Origin of the sequence: Variovorax sp. YR634, from assembly GCF_900106655.1 — a bacterium.
Lineage (GTDB): Bacteria > Pseudomonadota > Gammaproteobacteria > Burkholderiales > Burkholderiaceae_C > Variovorax.
Genome location: NZ_FNOL01000004.1, coordinates 231,992 through 253,120 on the forward strand (window position 1 = coordinate 231,992; position 21,129 = coordinate 253,120).

Below are 21,129 nucleotides of genomic sequence, written 5' to 3' on the forward strand. Positions count from 1 at the left end.
CGTGCTACCAATGGCACGGGGTTGCACGGCGCAAAGCGAATGGCATGCATGTTGCTGAATTAAATTTTTACAAAAATTCGGCAGATGGCACATTCGTTGGACGACAAGAACGGCTTCTCCCTGGACCGCCGCGTATTTTTTCTTGGCACGGCAAGCGCCCTCGCATTGGGAACAACAGCTTGCGGCGGTGGGGGAGGCGGTGGTTTCTCGGTAGCGGCGGGCTCTGGCGCCGCACAGCAGGGAACGGCCGCGGCGGCGTCGGCCGATGCCGATGCCGTGGCCGTGGCCGTTGCCGATGTCGTTGTCCCCGAATCGACGACTCCATCCGTGGAAGCGCGCAAGTTCGTCCACCCCGGCCTGCTGCACACCGAAGCCGACTTCGAGCGCATGCGCCAGAAGGTCAAGGACAAGGCGCAACCCTGGCTCGACGGCTGGAACGCATTGACGGGCAATGGCCGCGCGCAGCTTGGTGCGAAGCCGCGCCCGCTGGCCACCGTGATCCGCGGCGGCGACGACTCCAACTTCGCGCAGATGTACATCGACATCGCGCGCGCCTATCAACTGGCGCTGCGCTGGAAGGTCTCGCAGGACACGCGCTATGCCGATCTGGCCGTGGTCTTCCTGAACGAATGGTCGTCCACGCTGACCACGCTCACCGGCAATGCGGACCGCTTCCTGGCCGCCGGCATCTACGGCTACCAGTTCGCCAATGCGGCCGAGATCATGCGCACCTACGAGGGCTGGGCGGCCGCCGATTTCGCGCGTTTCCAGAACATGATGCTCACCGTGTTCTATCCGCTGAACCACAGCTTCCTGACCAACCACAACGGCGCCCAGATCACCAACTACTGGGCCAACTGGGACCAGTGCACCCTGGCCGCGATGCTGTCCATCGGCGTGCTGTGCGACCGGCAAGACATCTACGACGAGGCGATGAGCTACTACAAGACCGGCCAGGGCAACGGGGCCGGCCTGCAGGCGGTCTACCAGGTGCATCCGGGCTACCTCGGCCAGTGGCAGGAGAGCGGGCGCGACCAGGGGCACTGCACCCTGGGCATCGGCCTGGCGGGCGCGTTCCACGAAATGGCGTGGAACCAGGGCGACGACACATACGGCTACGAGAACAACCGCTTTCTCGCCGGCGCCGAGTACGTGGCGAAGTCCAACCTGCGCGACAGCAACGGCGACTTCTACACCGTGCCCTTCTTCACCAACATCAACAAGCAGGGCACGCAGTCGGTGCTGTCGACTGCCGGCCAGGGGCACCGGCGCGGCATATGGGAAAGCGTGCACAACCACTACGCGAATCGCCTGGGCATCGCGACGCCCTACACCGCCCTGCAGGTCGCGCAGATGTACCCTGAGGGGGACGGTGGCAACGGCGACCAGTTGGGCTTCGGCACGCTGACCTTCACGCGCGATCCGCTCGCGGCACCGGGAAAGCCGAGCGGGCTCACGGCCCGGGTGCGCGGCACGCAGGTGGTGCTGTCATGGTGGGGCTGCCCCGACGCGCAGAGCTATTCGGTCAAGCGCGCGAGCACCGCCGGCGGGCCGTACAGCACCATCGCCCCGGACATCACCGACACGCTCACGTTCACGGACAGCAGCGTCGTTGCCGGAGAAGTCTGGTACTACGTGATCGTTGCGGTAACCGCGTCGGGAGAGAGCGCTGCCTCCAACGAAGAGAGGGCAGCGATCAAGGCCGAGCTGCTGATGCAGCTCAAGTTCGATGAAGCGAGCGGCACCACAGCTGCCGACGCGACCGGCCGGTTCGGCGCCAGCGCATTGCAAGGCGGCGAGGCCCGGGTTGCCGGACGCGAAGGCAATGCAGTTGTGCTCGACGGCAAGGCCGGCAGCTATGTCGCCCTGCCTGCGGGCGTGGTGTCGAAAGACCTTGCCGACTTCAGCATCACCGCATGGCTGTACATCGACAGCCTTGCGACGTGGTCGCGGGTCTTCGACTTCGGCTCCGGCGAGCGCCGCTACATGATGCTGACCGCCCGCAGCAACAGCGGCACGCCGCGTTTCGCGATCTCCACCGTCCACGGCTACAACGAGCAGGTGATCGACGGATCGGCGGCGCTGCCGACCGGCAAGTGGGTGCACGTTGCGGTGACCGTGTCCGGCGCGCTCGGCACCTTGTACGTGAACGGCGTCGAGGCCGGCTCCAACGCGCAGATGAGCCTGGGGCCCTTAGATCTCGGCGCAACGACGCAGAACTGGCTGGGGCGCTCGCAGTTCTCCAGCGATCCGTACCTGCAAGGGCGCGTGGACGACTTCCGCATCTACGGCGGCGCGCTGGGCAGCGCGGAAGTGGCGGCACTGGTTCAGTAGGAAATAGTGTGAGCAGGCCCTAGCCCAGCCCGCCCTGGCAGACATACTTGATGTGCATGTAGTCCTCCAGGCCATGCACCGAGCCTTCGCGGCCGTAGCCCGATTCCTTCACACCGCCGAAGGGCGCGGCCTCGGCCGCCAGAGCGCCTTCGTTGATGCCGACAATGCCCGACTCCAGTGCATCGGCCACACGCGAGATGCGGCGCACGTCGGTCGAATAGAAGTACGCCGCGAGCCCGAAGGGCGTGTCGTTGGCGGCGGCAATCACTTCGGCCTCGGTCTCGAAGCGCATGACGGGCACCACGGGGCCGAAGGTTTCCTCGCAGCTGCATTCCATCGTTGAGTCGGCATTCACCAGCACGGTGGGCGCGTAGTAGTTGGGGCCGTCGCAGCGCGCATTGCGCAGCCGCTCGCCGCCGACCACGATGCGCGCGCCCCTGGAGACGGCGTCGCGCACATGGCGCTCGATCTTGTCGACCGCGCGCGCGTTGATCATCGGGCCGATCTGCGAGTCTGGCTCGGTAGCCGGGCCCACGCGCAGCGCACCGACCCGCGCGGCCAGTTTGTCGACGAACGCATCGTGCACCCGGGCCTGCACGAACACGCGGTTCGGGCACACGCAGGTCTGGCCGCCGTTGCGGAACTTGGAGGCCATCAGGCCTTCCACCGCGGCGTCGATGTCGGCGTCGTCGAACACGATGAAGGGCGCATTGCCGCCGAGCTCGAGCGAGAGCTTCTTCAGCGTGTCGGCCGAAGCCCGCGCCAGGTGCTTGCCCACGGGCGTGGAGCCGGTGAAGCTGATCTTGCGCACGCGCGCGTCGGCCAGCCACACGTCCACCACCTCGGGCGTGCGTTCGCGCGATGCGGTCACGATGTTGAGCACGCCGGCCGGCACGCCCGCTTCCTGCGCCAGCTTCACGAGGGCCAGCGAGGTCAGCGGCGTGTCTTCGGCCGGCTTGCACACCACCGTGCAGCCCGCCGCGAGGGCCGGTGCGATCTTGCGCGCGATCATGGCCGCCGGAAAATTCCACGGCGTGATCGCCGCCACCACGCCCACCGGCTCCCTCAACGCGAGCATGCGGCGGCCCGTTACCGGCGCGGGAATCACTTCGCCGTTGGCGCGCGTGGCCTCTTCGGCAAACCACTCGACGTAGCTGGCTGCGTAGGCGATCTCTCCGATCCCCTCGGCCAACGGCTTGCCCTGTTCGCGCGAGACCAGGCGGCCCAGGTCCTGCTGATGCGCCAGCATCAGGTCGTTCCAGCGCTTGAGGATCTGCGCGCGCTGCTTGGCAGGCACTGCACGCCAAGCTGGGAAGGCTGCGTGCGCGGCATCGACGGCCGCGCGTGCGTCGGCGGCCGTGCCGTCGGGCACGCTCGCGAAGACGGCGTCGGTGGCGGGGTTGGTCACGTCGAGGCGGCGGGCGTCGCCGGCCTCGCGCCAATCGGCGCCGATGAGCTGGCGGCCGGGCATCAGGTCTTTGTGTTCGAGTTCGAGTGTCGTCATGGTCGAAAAGTCTTTCTTCAGGCCGTCGCGACGCGCTCTGCAATCGCGATGCCCACTTCGGTGGTGCTTGCCGAGCCGCCGAGGTCGCGCGTGCGCGGACCGTCGCGCAGCACCGCCTCTATCGCGCCCAGGATCGCGTCGTGCGCCGCGCGGCCCGCGCCTTGCCCCTGCGTGAGGAAGTCCAGCATCAGCGCGCCGGACCAGATCATTGCGATCGGGTTGGCGATGTTCTGGCCGTAGATGTCGGGCGCCGAGCCGTGCACCGGCTCGAACAGCGACGGAAACTTGCGCTCGGGGTTCAGGTTGGCCGACGGCGCAAGGCCGATGGTGCCGGTGGTCGCGGGCCCGAGGTCGGAGAGGATGTCGCCGAACAGGTTGCTCGCCACCACCACGTCGAAGCGCGTGGGCTGCAGCACGAAGCGCGCCGACAGGATGTCGATGTGCTGCTTGTCGACCGTCACGTCAGGAAAGTCGAAGCCCACCGCGTCGGCGCGTCCGTCCCACCAGGGCATGCTGATCGCGATGCCGTTGCTCTTGGTGGCCACCGTCAGGTGCTTGCGCTTGCGCGCTCGCGCGGTCTCGTAGGCGTACCGCAGCACGCGGTCGGCGCCGTGGCGCGAGAAGACCGATTCCTGGATCACGATTTCGCGCTCGGTGCCCTCGTACATCACGCCGCCGAGGGAGGTGTATTCGCCCTCGGTGTTCTCGCGCACCACCAGGTAGTCGATGTCGCCGGGCTTGCGGCCGGCCAGCGGGCAGGGCACGCCCTCGAACAGGCGCACCGGACGCAGGTTGATGTACTGGTCGAACTCGCGGCGGAACTTCAGCAGCGATCCCCAGAGCGAGACGTGGTCGGGCACGGTCGCGGGCCAACCGACGGCGCCGAAGAACAGCGCGTCGACGCCCTTGAGCTGTTCCTTCCAGTCGTCCGGCATCATCTGGCCGTGCGCTGCGTAGTAGTCGGCGCTGGCCCAGTCGATGGTGCGGCAGTCGAGCTCGAAGCCGAAGCGCTCCGCGGCGGCCTGCACCACGCGCAGGCCCTCGGGCATCACTTCCTTGCCGATGCCGTCGCCGGCAATCAGCGCGATGCGGAAGGTCGGTGTCATTTCGGTCTTTCTCATGATGTGAGGGCCGTGGCGCGGTCCACGTGATTCGCGCGGTCCATCTCGTCGAGCCAGCCCTGGCGCAACTCGGGGACCGAGCGCGCCAGCAGCTCGTAGTAGGGGTGGTGCGGGCCGCGGTCGTAGTCGGCGCGCGCCACCTGCGCGAGCTTGCGGCCGTGCTGCATCACGACGATTTCGTCGCACACGGCGCGCACCGTGTGCAGGTCGTGGCTGATGAAGAGGTAAGACACGCCCAGTTCGCGCCGCAGCTCTGCCATCAGGTCCAGTACCGCCGCGCCGACCACGGTGTCGAGCGCTGATGTGACTTCGTCGCACAGGATCAGGTCGGGGTCGGCCGCGAGCGCGCGCGCCAGGTTCACGCGCTGCTTCTGCCCGCCCGACAGCCCGCCCGGCAGGCGACCGGCCACGGTCTGGGGCAGCTTCACCAGATCCAGCAGTTCACGGATGCGCCTCTGCAGCGGTTCGCCGCGCAGGCCTTTGTAGAACTCCAGCGGCCGCGCCAGGATGCGCTCGATGGTCTGCGACGGGTTCAGTGCCGTGTCGGCCATCTGGAACACGATCTGGATGCGGCGCAGTTCGTCGCGCTCGCGCTGCTGCAGCGTGGGCTTCAGTTCGCGGCCGTGGAACAGCACGCTGCCATGGCTGGGCTTCAGCAGGCCCGCCACCGCGCGCGCCAGCGTGGTCTTGCCCGAGCCCGATTCACCGATCACGCCGATTGCCTGGCCGCGGTACAGCTTCAGGTCAATGTCCTGCAGGATCGGCTTGGCCGGGCGCCCCTGCGCATCCACCGGGCCGTAGCCGGCCGAGAGCTGGCGCACTTCGAGCAGCAGTTCGCGGCCGTCGTCGGTGGCCCCGGCTGAAGCACGCGGCACCGGCCGCGCGGCGGCCAGCAGGCTCTTCGTGTATTCGTCGGCCGGTGCGGCGAGGATCTGCCCGGTCGCGTTCATCTCGCGCATGCAGCCGTTGCGCAGCACCAGGATGTGGTCGGCCATCTGCGCCACCACCGCCAGGTCGTGGCTCACGTACACCGCGGTGGCGCGGCGCTCGCGCACCACGCGGCGGAAGGCGCGCAGCACTTCGATCTGCGTGGTCACGTCGAGCGCGGTGGTCGGCTCGTCGAGGATCACCAGATCGGGGTCGCCGATCAGCGCCATCGCCGCCATCAGCCGCTGCAGCTGGCCGCCCGACACTTGGTGCGGATAGCGCGTGCCGATGCTTTCCGGATCGGGCAGCGCCAGTTCGCGAAACAGCTGCACCGCTTTCGCCTCGGCTTCGGCCCGCTTGCACAGGCCGTGGATCACGGTCGGCTCGACCACCTGGTCCATGATCGTGCGCGAGGGGTTGAAGGATGCAGCCGCACTCTGCGCGATGTAGGCCACGGTGCGCCCGCGCAGCGCGCGCTGTGCACGGGCATCGAGCGCCAGCACGTCGGTGTCGCCGATCTGCACCCTGCCTGCCGAGATGCGGCAGCCGTGGCGCGCATAGCCCATCAGCGCCAGCGCGGTGGTGGTCTTGCCTGAGCCCGACTCGCCGATCAGCGCCAGCACCTCGCCGGGCTGCACGGAGAAGCTCAGGTTGTCGACCAGCGTGCTGGCGCCAGCGCAGATGCTCAGGCCCTGGACTGTGAGTGGTGCTCCCATCAGCGTGTTCCTTTTTCTCGCGCGGCGCCGCCGGGCAGGTTGTCGATGACGAGGTTGACCGCGATGGTCAGGCTCGCGATGGCCAGCGCCGGCACGATCACCGAGGCACCGCCCATGGCCAGCGCGCCGATGTTCTCGCGCACCAGCGATCCCCAGTCGGCGGCCGGCGGCTGTATGCCCAGGCCGAGGAAGCTCAGGCTCGCCAGCAGCAGCACGGTGTAGACGAAGCGCAGGCCCAGGTCGGCCAGCATCGGGCCGACGATGTTGGGCAGGATCTCGCGCAGCATGATGTAGAGCGTGCCTTCGCCGCGCGTGCGCGCCACGGTCACGTAGTCGAGCGCGTTGATGTTCACGGCCAGCGAGCGCGCGATGCGGTAGGCGCCCGGCACATAGATGATGGCCGCGGTAACCACCAGCATCGGCACCGAGGAGCCGAAGCCCGCCACCATGATGAGCGCGAACATCTTGCTCGGGATTGCCGTGAGGGTGTCGAGGCAGCGGCTGAGCGTTGCGTCGATCCAGCGGCCGCTGGCTGCTGCCAGCAGCGCCAGCACGGTGCCGGTGCCGCTGGCCACGAGCGTGGCGAGCAGCGCGACGCCGACCGTGTAGCGCGCTCCTTCGATCACGCGCGCCAGCATGTCGCGGCCGAGGTAGTCGGTGCCGAGCCAATGCGCCGCGCCGATCGGCATGAAGACGTTCGAGGTGCCGGTGGATGCCGTGCTGTACGACAGCAGCCAGGGGCCGAACACCGCCGCGAGCATCCAGAAGAGCAGCACCGCGAGGCCGAGCAGGCCGGAGACGCCGAAGCCTGCGAGCCAGTGCAACCGGCCGCGCTTCGGCTCGGGCAGCGGCGCGGCCGCGATGGAGGCCATGGCGTTCACAGCCGGAGAAGAGGAGGGGGAGGTGGACGATTCCATGCTTGCTGCCTCTTCTTCAGCGGTGCCGCAGCCGCGGGTTGGCGACGATGCCGCAGATGTCGGCAGCGGTCACCAGGATCAGGTAGGCGCAGCAGAAGATCATGGCGCAGGTCTGCACCAGCGGCATGTCGCGTTGCGAGACGCCATCGACCATCAGCTTGGCGATGCCCGGGTAGTTGAAGATGGTCTCGACGATGATCACGCCGCCGAGCAGGTACGACAGGCTGAGCGCCACCGCATTGGCGATCGGGCCTACCGCGTTGGGCAGCGCGTGCGCCAGCACCATGCGCATCGGCGAAGCGCCCTTGAGCCGCACCATCTCGATGTAGGGCGCCTCGAGCTGGTCGATGACGGCGGCGCGGGTCATGCGCATCATCTGCGCGACGATCACGCAGCACAGCACCAGCACCGGCATCGCGAAGGCCTGCAGCATCTGGCCCAGCGAATCGATGTCGCTGACGAAGGAAAGTGCCGGCAGCCAGCGCAGCTTGACCGCGAACACCAGCACCGCCAGCGTCGCGACCAGGAATTCCGGCACCGACACCACCGCCACCGCCGAGGTCGAGGCCAGGCGATCGAACCAGGAGCCGCGCCACACCGCCGAGGCGATGCCCAGCGCCAGCGCGATCGGCACCGAGAACAGCGCCGTGACAGCGGCCAGCAGCAGCGAGTTGGGCAGGCGGCTGGCGACCAGCTCCGACACCGGCATCTGCGTGGTGGCCGAGCGGCCGAGATCGCCCTTCGCGATGCCCAGCAGCCACTGCGCATAGCGCTTGGGCGCGGGTACGTCCAGGCCCATCTGCGCGCGCAGCGCGGCCAATGCTTCCGGCGTGGCGTCCTGGCCGAGCTGCTCCTGGGCTGCGTCGCCGGGCAGCACCGCGGTGATCGAGAACACGATCACCGACACCGCCAGCAGCGACAGCAGCGCCAGCGCAATGCGCTGGCCGAGCAGCTTGAGGATCTGTCGGTTCATGTCAGCGGGCTCATGCTTCGAGCCATACGTTCTCGGCAAAGTTGTAGCCCATGAGGCCGCCGAGCGGAATCGGCGACAGCCCCTTGAGCTTGGAAGTGTGGCCGTCGATGCTCGCGAGGAAAAGCGGAATGCCGATGCCGGCGTCCTGGTGGATCATGGTCTGCATGTCGGCGTACATCTGCTTGCGCTTGGCCAGGTCGGTCTCGGCGCGCGAGGCGAGCAGCAGCTGGTCGAACTTCTCGCTCTTCCAGCGCGACTCGTTCCAGGCCGCACCCGACTGGAAGAACTGCGTGAGCAGCACGTCGGCGCTCGGGCGCGGGTTGACGTTGCCGAAGCCCACCTGGCTGTTGAGCCAGTGGTTCGACCAGTAGCCGTCGGCCGGCATGCGCTTGATGTCGAGCTCCAGGCCGGCGCGTTGCGCGGTCTGCTGCAGCATCAGCGCGATCTCCACCGAGTAGAGCGCCGCGGGCGACGCCACCACCGGCACCTTGCCCGTGACGCCAGCCTTCTGCAGGTGGAACTTCGCCTTGTCCAGGTCGAAGGGGCGCTGCGGCAGGCCGCCGAAGTAGAAGCGGTTGGTCGGGTCGATCGGCTGGTCGTTGGCGACCACTGCGTAGTCGAGCGCGATGGTCTTCTTCATCTGCTCGCGGTCGAACAGGTGCTTCATGCCGAGCACGAAGTCCGGGTTGGCGCCGGGGCCCACGTCCTTGCGCATCACCAGGTCGGAGTACTGGCCCGACTGGGTCACGAAGATGCCGAAGCCGGGCGTGCCCTTCACGCGTTCCACCGAGCGCGGGTTGACCGAGCCCACCAGGTCCATGCCGCCCGACAGCAGCGCGTTGACACGTGCGCTCTCGTCGCCGATGCCGACGAACTCGATCTCGTCGAGGTACGGCTTGCCGGGTTTCCAGTAGGCCTCGTTGCGCACCACCAGCGAGCGGATGCCGGGCTTGAACTCCTTGAGCTTGTAGGGGCCGGTGCCGATGCCGGTGTTGAAGTCGGTGGTGCCGTCCTTGACGATGTGGAAGTGGAAGGTGCCCAGGATCACCGGCAGGTCGGCGTTGGGCGCGCTCAGCACCACCGTCACTTCGTTCGGGCCCGTGGCCTTCACGCTCTCGATCTGGTCGGCGAGCACCTTGGCCTTGGAGGCCGCGGCCGGGTCTTTGTGGCGCATCACCGAGAAGACAACGTCGGCGGGCGAGAGCGCCTTGCCGTCGTGGAACAGCACGCCCTTGCGCAGCGTGAACACCCAGGTCTTGGCATCCTTGGTGGTGAACGATTCAGCCAGCGCGGGCTGCGGCGTCAGGCTGCCGTCGAGCGTCGTCAGGCCGTTGTAGATCATGTTGCAGCGCGAGTAGTCGGTCTGGTTCGACTGCTTGGCCGGATCGAGCGTGTCGGTCGCGGCAGCGGTGGCCCCCGCCACCCGGATGCGCCCGCCGCGCCGCGGCGTCTGCGCATGGGCCGACACCGCCATGCCCGCCAGGCTGCCGGCCAGCGTGGCCTGCATGCCGCCGGCCATCAGCATCGTCAGGATGTCGCGCCGCGAGGCGCCGCGTCGCAGCGATGCCATCACGCGAAGGCTTTCGTCGGGTCCGACGAGGTTTTCGAAGCTCTTGTTGCTGCTGTCGCTCATGGTGGGTGCTCCTGAGGGGCCGTGGGGTGGAAGAAATCGGAAACGAACGAAAGAGATGACTGCAAGCCCTCAGGCCAGCCTGTCCTTGAGCCGGTAATAGAAGCCCACCGCCGGCAGGAACCACGGCGGGCCGAAGTGGCCGGGAATGGCGGGCCACTCGCGGCCCTGCCAGGGGTTGGCGCCCGCATTGCCGCCCATCACGGCGGCCATGCGTTCGCCCATGTGCACCGACATCTGCGTGCCGTGGCCGCTGTAGCCCATGGCGTAGTAGAGGCCGTCGCGTTCGCCGGCGTGCGGCAGGCGGTCCTGTGTCATGTCGACCAGTCCGCCCCAGCAATAGTCGAGCCGCACCGCGCCGAGTTGCGGAAATGTCTCGGCCAGCCCCGCGCGCAGGATGTCGCCGCTCGCGGCATCCGACTGCGGGCTGGAGACCGCGAAGCGCGCGCGCCCGCCGAACACCAGCCGGTGGTCGGCCGTGAGCCTGAAGTAGTGGTGGATGTTCGCGATGGTCGTATACGTGCGCTGCGCCGCGAGCAATGCCTGCGCACGCTCGGCGCCCAGCGGCTCGGTGACGACGATGAAGCTGCCGATCGGCACGATGCGCCGGCGCAGCCAGCCGAAGCTGCCGTAGCCGCCATGGCGCGTCGCGCCCGTGGCCAGCAGCACCTGCTGCGCCGTGACCACGCCGCGCCCGGTGTGCAACCGGTGTGCATGGCCCTGGCCGATGCGTTCGATGCGGCTGACCTCGGTGGCGGTGTGAATCTGTGCGCCGTTGCGCTGCGCGGCCGTTGCCAGTCCGTGTGCGAAGCGGCCCATGTGCATCTGGCCGCTGCGCTTGTAGAGCAGGCCGCCGTGGAAGCGTTCGCTCTGCACCTCGGCGCGCACGCGCGCCGCGTCGAGCAGTTCGACGTCGCAGTCCACGCCGTCGTCGACCAGGCGTCGGGCGCTGTGTTCGAGCGCGGCCATCTGGTTCGCCCGCGTGGCGAGCTTGAGCTTGCCGTGGCGCATGAAGTCGCAATCGATCGCCTCCTCGCGCACCAGCCGCGCCACCGTATCGACCGCGGCGTCGTACGCGTGATACCAGCCGCGCGCGCGCTCGACGCCGACCTTGGCCGCCACATCGGCGTAGTCCACGGCCAGCCCGTTGTTGACGTGCCCGCCGTTGCGCCCCGAGGCTTCTGCCGCCACGCGCTCACCGGCCTCCAGTACCGCGACGCGGGCACCACGCCGGGCCAGTGCCAGCGCCGCCGACAGGCCGGTGAAGCCGCCGCCGACGATGGCTACGTCGACCTGTGCCGGCAACTCATGTGCCTCGGGGGCGAAGGCTGGCGCCGAATCGGTCCAGTAGGAGTCGAGCTTCATGGCGTGGAGCTGGTGCTGCAAGAAAGAAAGATCAGAGGCCGACGACGCCAGGCAGGCCGCCGATGTCCTGGATCTCCGTGTAGCGGTACGCCGGGTTGCCCGGCCCATGGCCGCGATTCACGAACACCTTGTTGACGATGCCCAGGTCGTCCGCCGACATCAGGTCGTAGCGCAGGCTGGACGACACGTGCAGTACGTCTTCCGGGTTGCAGCCGAGCGAATCGAGCATGTATTCGAAGGCCGTCAGGCGCGGCTTGTAGGCCTGGGCCTGCTGCGCGGTGTAGACGCGGTGGAAGGGCGCGCCGAGCATCGCGACGTTCTTCTGGATCTGGTCGTCCGATGCGTTCGACAGGATCACCAGCGGGATTTCCTTCGCGACCTTGGCCAGGCCGGCGGCCACGTCGGCGTGCGGGCCCCAGGTGGGCACCGCGTCGTAGATCTTCTGCGCGTCCAGGTCGAAGTACTGGATCTTCCACTTGCGGCACAGGCGCCGCACCGCGTTCTTCAGCACCACCTCGTAGGGCTGCCAGGCGCCCAGCACCTCGTCGAAGCGGTAGGCCGCGAAGTCGGCGATGAACTGCTCCATGTGCTCGGCCGGAATGCGATCGGCAAAGAGCTCATGCGACATCTCTTTCATGCGGAAGCGCGTCAGCGTTCCGTAGCAGTCGAAGGTCACGTACTTGGGCTTGAAGGTCATGGTCTCGAATCCTTGGGTTCATTCAAACCGGTCGCCGGCCGGGTCGGGTCGCTTGCCTTGGATGGCAATTGCGACAAGCTCATTACGAATTGATTGCAGCACGCAGCCGCTCCGGAGTTGTAGGGAAAAACGTTGCCCGCCGCGACAAAGCTGCGGTTTGAAGGGGGCGTGGCGGCATGCCATGCGGTCTGCCCTCCATGCGTGCGGCGGCGCACCTCAGTGCGTCGCGGCGAAGTCGATGAGCACGCTTTTGAAGCGCAGGTTGGCCTCGACCGCCTGGCGCCCCAGGTCCTTGCCGATGCCCGATTGGTGATAACCCCCGGTGGGAATCACGAAGTCGGCGCTGCGGCCGTAGCGGTTAATCCAGACCGTGCCGGCACTGATGCCGCGCATCGCCCTCAGCGCGCGGCCGATGTCGGCGGTGTGCACGCCGCTGGCCAGCCCGTAGTGCTCGTGCGCGGCAAGCGCCAGGCCTTCTTCTTCGTCGGCGAAGGTCTGCACCGTGAGCACCGGTCCGAAGATCTCTTCGCGCACCGCGGGGTTGGCGCCGTCAACACCCTCGATCAGCGTGGGCTGGAAGTAGGCGCCACCCGGCCCGCCGTCGAACAGGCCGCCGCCGCAGCGCACGGTAGCCCCGGCGTCGCGCGCGCGATCGACGATCTCCAGGATGCGGCCGGCCTGCGGCGTCGAGATGATGGGCGGCAGCGTGGCCGTGTCGTCCCAGGTCGCGCCCGGGCGCATCGCCGCGAAGCGCGCCGCGATGCGCTCCACCAGCGCCTCGGCAATGCCGCGCTGCACGATCAGCCGCGACCCGGCCACGCACACCTGCCCCGCGTTGCCGGTGATGGCGCCGGCGATCATGCCGGCCAGGCGGTCGATGTCGGGCGCATCGTCGAACACCAGTTGCGGACTCTTGCCGCCGAGCTCCAGCGTTACCGGCTTGGGGCCGGTCATGGCGCAGGCGGCCATGATGGCGGCGCCGGTGCGGGTGGAGCCGGTGAAGGTCATCTTCGATATCAGCGGGTGCCGCGAGAGCGCGTCTCCAGTGACGCGGCCATCACCCTGCACGACGTTGAAGAGCCCGGGCGGCACGCCGGCCTCGATGGCCAGCTCGGCCAGCCGCAGCGCCGACCAGGGCGTGAGCTCCGATGGCTTGAGCACCACCGCATTGCCGGCCGCGAGCGCCGCGCCGACCTTCCACGACACCATGACCAGCGGAAAATTCCACGGCGTGATCGCACCGATGACGCCATAGGGCTCGGCCACCACCATGCCAAGGTGGTCGTGGCGTGTTGCCGCGACTTCGCCGCCGAGCTTGTCCGCGTACTCGGCGAAGAAGCGCAGGCCCTCGGCCGTGAATGGAACGTCCCACGCGATGGCGTCGCGCACCGGCCGCGTGGAACACACGGCTTCCAGCGGGCCGAGATTTGCCGCATCGGCCTCGATCAGCTCGGCCCAGCGGCGCATCACGCGAGCGCGTTCACGCGGTGCACGGCGTGCCCAGTCGCTGTGGCGCCAGGCATTCCATGCGTCGCGCACGGCGGCGTCCACCGTGTCGGCGTCGGCCAGTGGAAGCTCGGCATGCGCCTGCGCATCGGAGGGCCTGTGCACCACGATACGGCCGGCGTCGGGCACGAGGCGCCCGCCTATGAAATGGCCCGAAGGCACGTGGATCTGTCGCGGGTCGAAGGCTTGCATGGGCGTAGGTTGCGAGAACACCGCAAGGGCGGCGATCGATCCTAGGCAGGTTGGCACAGCATTTGTATGCGTACGCAGGCACCGCACCGCAGCGAATTGCAAAACCCGGGCACGTTGCAGCCGAAGCTTGCAAGTTGCAGTGAACGTCGATTTCGGTCTGGCACCGTGCGCCGATGTCGTCCAAGATGGAAGGAACATCCTCTCCGCTACCGAGACTTATCCAATGCCCGATCAGACCCCGAATGCACCCACCGGAGACGGCGTGGTGCTGAGACCGATGACGCCTGCCGACCTGCCGTTCGCACAGGCGCTGACCGACCTGTTGCGCTGGCCGCATCGGCTGGCGGACTGGGCGCAGGTGTTCGCGCATGCCGAAGGCATCGTGGCCGAGCGCGACGGCGAGATCGTCGGCTGTGCCCTGCGCTGGCTTTGGGGCGAACGCCACGCCACCCTCGGCCTCGTGGTCGTGACGCCAGCCTGCCAGGGCCGGCGCATCGGACACCGTTTAATGAGCGCGCTGCTCGACGGCCTGGAAGACCGCACGGTGCTGCTGCATGCCACCGCCGAAGGTCGCGGCCTCTACGAGCGGCTGGGGTTCGTGCGCACCGGCGAATTGCGGCAGCACCAGGGCATCGCGCAGTCGGCGCCGCTGGTGGCCTTGCAGCCAGGCTGGCGTCTGCGGCCTGCCGGTGTTCACGAGGCAGCAGCGCTGCAGGCCCTCGACGCGGCGGCGCGTGGCATGCCGCGCGATGCATTGATTGCAGACCTGCTGTCCACCGCCGATGCCTGCGTGGTGCTCGACCATGACAACGAACCGCGCGGCTTTGCGATGCTGCGTCGCTTCGGGCGCGGGCATTCGATCGGGCCGGTGGTTGCGCCTGATGTCGACGGTGCGAAGGCGTTGATCGCGCATCTGGCCAGTGTGAATGCCGGGCACTTCACGCGCATCGACATCGATTTCGACAGTGGGCTGTCTGAGTGCCTGGAGAGCATCGGGCTGCTGCGTGTGGATGCGCCTACGACGATGGTGCGCGGTGCGCCGCTTGTCACTCCGGCGGGTGGTCCTTCGCTCTTTGCCATCGTTACTCAGGCTGTCGGATGAGCGCTTGCTGTTCGGGGTGCGATCACGCCGACGGGAGTACCCGGTGTCATTCGCACGCACCCTGAACGTGTTCCCAGCCGAGTCCCAGTCAATCATGAAAACTACCTTCCTCTACAAATCCGACCCGGCAAGAGGCCGCCTGTGGGCCGAAGTGTTCAGCCGCCGCTCACCAGACATCGACTTCCGCATCTGGCCCGACATCGGCGACCCAGCGCAGGTGCGCTTCCTCGCAGCCTGGGAGCCGCCGGAAGATCTGGCAACGCGCTTTCCCAATCTGGAAGTGCTGTTTTCTTCCGGCGCGGGCGTCGATCAGTTCGACTTCGCAGCGCTTCCGGCCAAACTGCCGGTGGTGCGCATGGTGGAGCCCGGCATCGTGCGCGGCATGGTCGAGTACGTGACGCATGCTGTGCTTGGCCTGCATCGCGACATGCCGCAATACCGGCGCCAGCAGCAGGGGGGCCTGTGGAAGCCGCTGCCTGTGCGGCCCGCTGGTGAACGGCGCATCGGCGTGCTCGGGCTGGGCTCGCTCGGGCAGGCCGTGCTGGCGCAGCTTGTTGCGCTGGGCTTCGACTGCGCAGGGTGGAGCCGTTCGCGGCACGAGGTCGACGGCGTGCAATGCCATGCCGGCGCCGATGAGCTGCCGGCCTTTCTGGCGCGCACCGACATCCTCGTGTGCCTGCTGCCTCTGACCGATTCGACACGCGGCTTTCTCGATGCGCGGCTGTTTTCGTTGCTGCCCACGGGCGCCGGGCTGGTGCATGTGGGGCGCGGGCCGCAGCTTGTGGATGCCGACCTGCTGGCCGCGCTCGCAAGCGGACAGATCGGCGATGCGGTGCTCGACGTGACCGACCCCGAGCCGCTGCCGCCGGAGCATGCCTTCTGGCGCCATCCGCGCATCCAGCTTACGCCGCACATCGCGAGCATGACGCAGCCGTTGAGTGCTGCGGAAGTGGTGCTCGACAACCTCGAGCGCTTCGAAGCCGGCGAGTCGATGGTCGGCCTGGTCGACCGCGCGCGTGGGTATTGAAGACGGGAAGAAGGAAGACCGACCGCACGATCTGCTGCCTGCCACGCACACAACCGCAGCCTGCTTTGTGCGGCACCCCCAAAGCAGCACCACCTCGTGCGGTGCGCCGCCTAAGCTGAGGGCATCGAAAGCTCCTTCGCTCTCGCTCCCTCCAACACCGTCATGACGCACCCCACCGCATTGCCCCACCAAGCCGCGCTCGACGCAATCGACCGCGCGCATCTGATCCACCCCGTCTCGCCCTGGCGCGTGCATGAGCAGCGCGGCCCCACCGTGCTGTCTTCAGGCCGTGGCGCATGGCTGACCGACGGCAACGGCCACGAACTCCTCGACGCCTTTGCGGGCCTGTGGTGCGTGAACGTGGGCTACGGGCAGGAGAGCGTGGTGCAGGCCGCCACCGAGCAGATGCGCAAGCTGCCGTACGCAACCGGCTACTTCCACTTCAGCAGCGAGCCGGCCATCCGCCTTGCTGAAAAACTGGTGCAGATCACGCCCGCCTCGCTGACCCGCGTGTACCTCACGCTGGGTGGCTCCGAGGCGGTCGATGCCGCCGTGCGCTTCATCGTGCAGTACTACAACGCGACCGGCCGGCCGTCGAAGAAGCAGTTCATTTCGCTGGAGCGCGGCTACCACGGCTCGTCGTCCACCGGCGCTGGCCTCACGGCGCTGCCGGCCTTTCATCGCGGCTTCGACCTGCCGCTGCCCACGCAGCACTACATTGCGTCGCCTTACGCCTATCGCCATGCCGACGGCGCCGACCCGCAGGCGCTGATCGCCTCGTCGGTCGCGGCCTTGCGCGCCAAGGTGGCCGAGCTGGGCGCGGACAACGTGGCTGCCTTCTTCTGCGAACCGATCCAGGGCTCGGGCGGCGTCATCGTGCCGCCCAAGGGCTGGCTGAAGGCCATGCGCGAGGCCGCGCGCGAGCTCGACATCCTCTTCGTCGTGGACGAAGTCATCACCGGCTTCGGCCGCACCGGTCCCATGTTCGCCTGCGAAGCCGAAGGCGTGGAGCCCGACCTGATGACCATGGCCAAGGGCCTCACGGCCGGCTACGTGCCGATGGGCGCGACCATGATGTCGGAGAAGGTCTACGCCGGCATCGCCGACGGCGCGCCCGAGGGCGCCTCCATTGGCCACGGCGCGACCTATTCGGCGCACCCGGTCGGCGCCGCTGTTGCGCTCGAAGTGCTGCGGCTCTACGAGGAAGGTGGCATCCTTGCCAACGGCCAGCGCGGCGCGGCGCACTTTGCCGCCGGGCTCGATGCGCTGCTCGCGCATCCGCTGGTGGGCGATTCGCGCCACCGCGGCCTGCTGGGCGCGCTGGAGCTGGTGAGCGACAAGGCCAGCAAGCGCCGTTTCGATGCGGCGCTGGGGCTGTCCGACCGCATCTTCGCCGCCGGCTACCGCAACGGCCTGGTGTTCCGCTCATTCGGCGACCACATCCTCGGCTTTGCGCCTGCGCTCACCTTCACCGAGGACGAGTTTGCGCAGATGTTCGCGCGGCTGAAGAAGACGCTCGACGAAGTGCTGGAAGCACCCGACGTCCGCGCCGCGATGGCGGCCTGAGCGAACAGACGCGCAAAGCCCGCAAGACCGGCGGCCAACGACGCAGAATCGGGCTTTCTCTCGTTATCAGGCACCGCCATGTCAGAAGCTTTCAAGATCGACCGACTCGACCTTCGCATCCTGGCCCAGTTGCAGAAGAACGGGCGCATGACCAACGTCGACCTGGCGGATGCGGTGGGGCTCTCGCCCAGCCCCTGCCTCATTCGCGTGAAGCGGCTGGAGCAGGCCGGCTACATCGCCGGCTATGGCGCGCACCTTCGGCTCGAAAAACTCGGCGACACGCTGACCGTGTTCACCGAGGTCACGCTGTCGGACCACCACCGCGAAGACTTCGTGCGCTTCGAGGCTGCGATCCGCGAGGTCGACGAGGTGCTCGAATGCCACCTGGTCAGCGGCGGCTACGACTACCTGTTGCGCTTTCTCACCCGCGGCGTGAATCACTACCAGGAAGTGATCGAGGGGCTGCTCGAACGCAACATCGGCATCGCGAAGTACTTCAGCTACATCGTCATCAAGTCGCCGTTCATCAAGACGCACTGTCCGATCGAACGGCTTTTTCCTCACGAGCGCTGACCGGCGCCTTCGACCGTCCATGCCTGAACCAAAGCCTCGCTTCCAGCCGCCAGCCCGCTTCGTGCGGCTCGCGGAAACCGACCGGCCCGCGCTGACCCTGCACATCGACGGCGAAGCCCGCACCGCGCTGGCCGGCGACACGCTGCTGGTGGCGCTGCTGAGCAACGGACGACGCGTGCGCGACAGCGAGTTCGGCGACGGGCCGCGCGCCGGCTTCTGCCTGATGGGCGCCTGCCAGGACTGCTGGGTGTGGACACCGGCCGGCGAGCGCCTGCGCGCCTGCTCGACGCCGGTGGAAGAGGGCATGTCGGTGCTCACGCGCCCGCCGGCGGACCACTGGTTGCCGACACCGGACCTGCAGCAGTCGCTGGCTCGCCATGCGCCGGAGGGTGGGGCATGAGCGGGGCGCCTCCTTCTTTTCCTTCTGCTTCGCCACGCATCGTCGTGGTCGGCACCGGCCCCGCCGGCGTGCGCGCCGCGCAGGCGCTGGTGCGCGCCGGCGTGCGGCCCATCGTCGTCGACGAAAGCCGGCGCGACGGCGGCCAGATCTACCGCCGCCAGCCCGAGGGCTTCAAGCGGCCCTATGCCAAGCTTTACGGCACCGAGGCCGAAAAAGCGCAGGCGCTGCACAGCGACTTCGACGCGCTGCGCGACCATGTCGACTACCGCGGCGACACGCTGGCCTGGAACGTGAGCGAAGGCGCGCTGCACGTCGTGCATGCCGGCGAGCCGCAGACGCTGCCCTTCGATGCCTTGCTGGTGTGCAGCGGCGCGACCGATCGGCTGATGCCCGTGGCGGGCTGGCACCGCGCCGGCTGCTACAGCCTTGGCGCTTCGCAGATCGCGCTGAAGGCGCAGGCCTGCGCCATTGGTTCGCGCGTCGTCTTCATGGGCAGCGGTCCGCTGCTGTACCTCGTGGCCTCGCAGTACGTGCAGGCCGGCGCGCGGGTGGCAGCGGTGCTCGACACCGCACCGGCCGCCAAGCCCTGGGGCGCCGTGGCCGGTTTGCTTGCAAGACCGCGGTTGGCACTGCGCGGGCTCGCGCTGATTCGCGGCCTGCGCCGCGCGGGCGTGCCGGTGCTGCAGGGCGTGGCGCCGCAGCGCATCGACGGCGACGACAGCCTGGGCGTGCAGGCCGTGGCCGTGCGCGATGCCCAGGGGCGCGAGCAGCGCTTCGAGTGCGATGCCGTGGGCCTCGGCTGGCACCTGCGCGCCGAAACGCAGCTGGCCGACATTGCACGCTGCGACTTCGAATTCGAGCCGCTGAGCCGGCAGTGGCTGCCGCGCATCGACGCCGACGGCCGCAGCAGCACCAAGGGCGTGTACCTGGCCGGCGACGGCGTTCGCATCCTCGGGGCCGATGGCGCGGAGGCCGCGGGCCGGCTTGCAGCGCTCGCCGCGCTGGCCGATCTCGGCCATGCACCGGGCCGTGCGCTCTACGACGCCGAGTCCGCCGCGTTGCGTCGCACCCTGGCGCAGATGAATCGCTTCCGCGAAGGCCTGGCGCGTGCCTTTCCATGGCCGCATGCACAGGCTGCGGCACTGCCCGACGACGCGGTCGTGTGCCGCTGCGAGGCGGTGACGGCAGGCGAACTGCGCCGCTGCGTCAACGAGATGGACAGCCATGAAGTCAACCGCGCCAAGGCTTTCAGCCGCGTCGGCATGGGGCGCTGCCAGGGCCGCTTCTGCGGCCACGCCTCGGCCGAGATCGTGGCGCAGGCCAGCGGCGTGCCGGTGCAACTGGTGGGGCGCCTGCGCTCGCAAGCACCCGTCAAGCCGCTGATGATGAACACGCGCGAGGTGCAGGCATGAGCGATACGACGACCACCACCGACGTGCTGGTGCTCGGCGGCGGCCTGATGGGCGCCACCGCCGCTTTCTTCCTGCGCCGCCAGCATGGCCTGTCGGTCACGCTGCTCGAACGCGAGCTCGTGGGCCGCCAGGCCAGCGGCACCAACTTCGGCAATGTGCGCAGGCAGGGCCGCGCGCTGGCGCAGATGCCGCTGGCCAACCGTGCGCGCGCCGTCTGGGGCCGCGTGAAGGAACTGCTCGGCGAAGACCTGGAGTTCGTGCCCTACGGCCACCTGCGCGTCTGCTACACCGAGCAGCAGGCCGCGGTGCTGGAGCAGCACGCGAAAGACGTGAAGCCGCTCGGCCTCGATCTCGAACTGTTCAGTGCGGAGCATCTGCGCCGGCGCTGGGGCATCTTCGCGCCTGGCATCGTGAGCGGATCGCTGTCGCCGAACGACGGCCACGCCAACCCGCGCCTGGCCGGCCCGGCTTTTGCGCGGGCAGCGCGGCGCGCGGGCGCGAACATCGTCGAGCAGGCCGAGGTGATGCAGGTCGAGCGCGATGGCGCGGGCTTCGTCACCCACACGGCGGACGGCCGGCGCTTTCGCGCGGCGCAGCTCTTCGTGGCCTGCGGCGCGTGGTCGAACCGCATGGCCGAACAGTTCGGCGAAGCCGTGCCGATGGATGCGCGCGGGCCGCAGATGGGCGTGACCGAGCCGCTGCCCTATGCCATCGGGCCGTCGATCGGCATCTCGTCGCCTGTCGAATACGAAGGGCTGTACTTCCGGCAGATCGCGCGCGGCAACATCGTCTTCGGCGGCGGGCTCAAGGGGCCTGCGCATGCGCAGCACATCCGCGCCTACGTGAAGCCCGACAACGTGCTGCGCCAGTTGCGCGAGCTGCGCCGCTTCGTGCCGGCCTTCGAGCACGTGCAACTGATCCGCGTGTGGAGCGGCATCGAGGGCTACACCGCCGACTGGCAACCCGTGATGGGCCCGAGCGCCCGCGTGCCGGGCCTGCACTATGCCTTCGGCTTCAATGGCGAAGGCTTTGCGATCAGCCCGGGCGTGGGCGAGACGATGGCCGAGCTGATCGCCACTGGCCAGACATCGACGCCTATCGAGAGCTTCTCTATCGGCCGGTTTGCTCAAGAGCAGACGAAGCAGGCGGCCTGAGGCCGCTGCTGCC

Annotated in this window: 17 protein-coding genes; 8 read left to right on the top strand and 9 right to left on the bottom strand. The window is 68.4% G+C overall.

The window, feature by feature from the left end; all coding sequences use genetic code 11:
* Positions 1–84 precede the first annotated feature (84 nt).
* Complete coding sequence (locus BLV60_RS10055) at positions 85–2,334, top strand: LamG-like jellyroll fold domain-containing protein (RefSeq protein ID WP_093053875.1); 2,250 nt, start codon at positions 85–87, stop codon at positions 2,332–2,334.
* A 19-nt stretch (positions 2,335–2,353) separates the two neighbouring features.
* Here BLV60_RS10055 and BLV60_RS10060 read toward each other — a convergent pair whose 3' ends face one another.
* From BLV60_RS10060 to BLV60_RS10100, 9 genes are all read right to left on the bottom strand, one after another.
* Positions 2,354–3,838 (bottom strand): NAD-dependent succinate-semialdehyde dehydrogenase, encoded by a 1,485-nt coding sequence (locus BLV60_RS10060; protein WP_093053878.1) that lies wholly within the window; start codon positions 3,836–3,838, stop codon positions 2,354–2,356.
* Positions 3,839–3,855: 17 nt separating this feature from the next.
* Positions 3,856–4,944, bottom strand: coding sequence for a tartrate dehydrogenase (locus BLV60_RS10065; RefSeq protein ID WP_093054253.1), 1,089 nt, complete (start codon positions 4,942–4,944; stop codon positions 3,856–3,858).
* An 11-nt stretch (positions 4,945–4,955) separates the two neighbouring features.
* A complete protein-coding gene (locus BLV60_RS10070) occupies positions 4,956–6,602 on the bottom strand; it encodes an ABC transporter ATP-binding protein (RefSeq protein WP_093053882.1) in 1,647 nt (548 codons plus the stop codon).
* The gene (locus BLV60_RS10075) at positions 6,602–7,474 is read right to left on the bottom strand and encodes an ABC transporter permease (RefSeq protein ID WP_371127362.1); all 873 of its coding nucleotides are present in this window, start codon (positions 7,472–7,474) and stop codon (positions 6,602–6,604) included. The genes BLV60_RS10070 and BLV60_RS10075 overlap by 1 nt, the downstream gene beginning before the upstream one ends.
* A gap of 61 nt (positions 7,475–7,535) precedes the next feature.
* Positions 7,536–8,492 carry an ABC transporter permease gene (locus BLV60_RS10080; RefSeq protein WP_093053887.1) on the bottom strand — a complete coding sequence of 319 codons (957 nt, stop codon included), beginning with the start codon at positions 8,490–8,492 and terminating at the stop codon, positions 7,536–7,538.
* Positions 8,493–8,502: 10 nt separating this feature from the next.
* Positions 8,503–10,125, bottom strand: coding sequence for an ABC transporter substrate-binding protein (locus BLV60_RS10085; RefSeq protein ID WP_093053890.1), 1,623 nt, complete (start codon positions 10,123–10,125; stop codon positions 8,503–8,505).
* Positions 10,126–10,194: 69 nt separating this feature from the next.
* Positions 10,195–11,487 (bottom strand): NAD(P)/FAD-dependent oxidoreductase, encoded by a 1,293-nt coding sequence (locus tag BLV60_RS10090; RefSeq protein ID WP_093053893.1) that lies wholly within the window; start codon positions 11,485–11,487, stop codon positions 10,195–10,197.
* A 31-nt stretch (positions 11,488–11,518) separates the two neighbouring features.
* Positions 11,519–12,184 carry a haloacid dehalogenase type II gene (locus BLV60_RS10095; protein WP_093053896.1) on the bottom strand — a complete coding sequence of 222 codons (666 nt, stop codon included), beginning with the start codon at positions 12,182–12,184 and terminating at the stop codon, positions 11,519–11,521.
* A gap of 216 nt (positions 12,185–12,400) precedes the next feature.
* Positions 12,401–13,882, bottom strand: a complete 1,482-nt coding sequence (locus BLV60_RS10100; RefSeq protein WP_093053899.1) for an aldehyde dehydrogenase family protein — start codon at positions 13,880–13,882, stop codon at positions 12,401–12,403.
* 223 nt (positions 13,883–14,105) lie between these two features.
* Between BLV60_RS10100 and BLV60_RS10105 the strand changes: the two genes are divergently transcribed.
* From BLV60_RS10105 to BLV60_RS10135, 7 genes are all read left to right on the top strand, one after another.
* Positions 14,106–14,984 (top strand): GNAT family N-acetyltransferase, encoded by an 879-nt coding sequence (locus BLV60_RS10105; protein WP_093053902.1) that lies wholly within the window; start codon positions 14,106–14,108, stop codon positions 14,982–14,984.
* 94 nt (positions 14,985–15,078) lie between these two features.
* Positions 15,079–16,011 (top strand): 2-hydroxyacid dehydrogenase, encoded by a 933-nt coding sequence (locus tag BLV60_RS10110; RefSeq protein ID WP_093053904.1) that lies wholly within the window; start codon positions 15,079–15,081, stop codon positions 16,009–16,011.
* A 162-nt stretch (positions 16,012–16,173) separates the two neighbouring features.
* Positions 16,174–17,577: an aspartate aminotransferase family protein gene (locus BLV60_RS10115; RefSeq protein WP_093053907.1), complete on the top strand. Its 1,404-nt coding sequence runs from the start codon at positions 16,174–16,176 to the stop codon at positions 17,575–17,577.
* 78 nt (positions 17,578–17,655) lie between these two features.
* Positions 17,656–18,150, top strand: coding sequence for an Lrp/AsnC family transcriptional regulator (locus tag BLV60_RS10120; protein ID WP_007828485.1), 495 nt, complete (start codon positions 17,656–17,658; stop codon positions 18,148–18,150).
* A 19-nt stretch (positions 18,151–18,169) separates the two neighbouring features.
* Positions 18,170–18,550, top strand: coding sequence for a (2Fe-2S)-binding protein (locus tag BLV60_RS10125; protein WP_093053910.1), 381 nt, complete (start codon positions 18,170–18,172; stop codon positions 18,548–18,550).
* Positions 18,547–19,962, top strand: a complete 1,416-nt coding sequence (locus BLV60_RS10130) for an FAD/NAD(P)-dependent oxidoreductase (protein ID WP_093053913.1) — start codon at positions 18,547–18,549, stop codon at positions 19,960–19,962. The genes BLV60_RS10125 and BLV60_RS10130 overlap by 4 nt, the downstream gene beginning before the upstream one ends.
* The gene (locus BLV60_RS10135; protein ID WP_093053916.1) at positions 19,959–21,116 is read left to right on the top strand and encodes an NAD(P)/FAD-dependent oxidoreductase; all 1,158 of its coding nucleotides are present in this window, start codon (positions 19,959–19,961) and stop codon (positions 21,114–21,116) included. Before BLV60_RS10130 ends, BLV60_RS10135 begins: the two co-directional genes overlap by 4 nt.
* Positions 21,117–21,129: the final 13 nt, after the last annotated feature.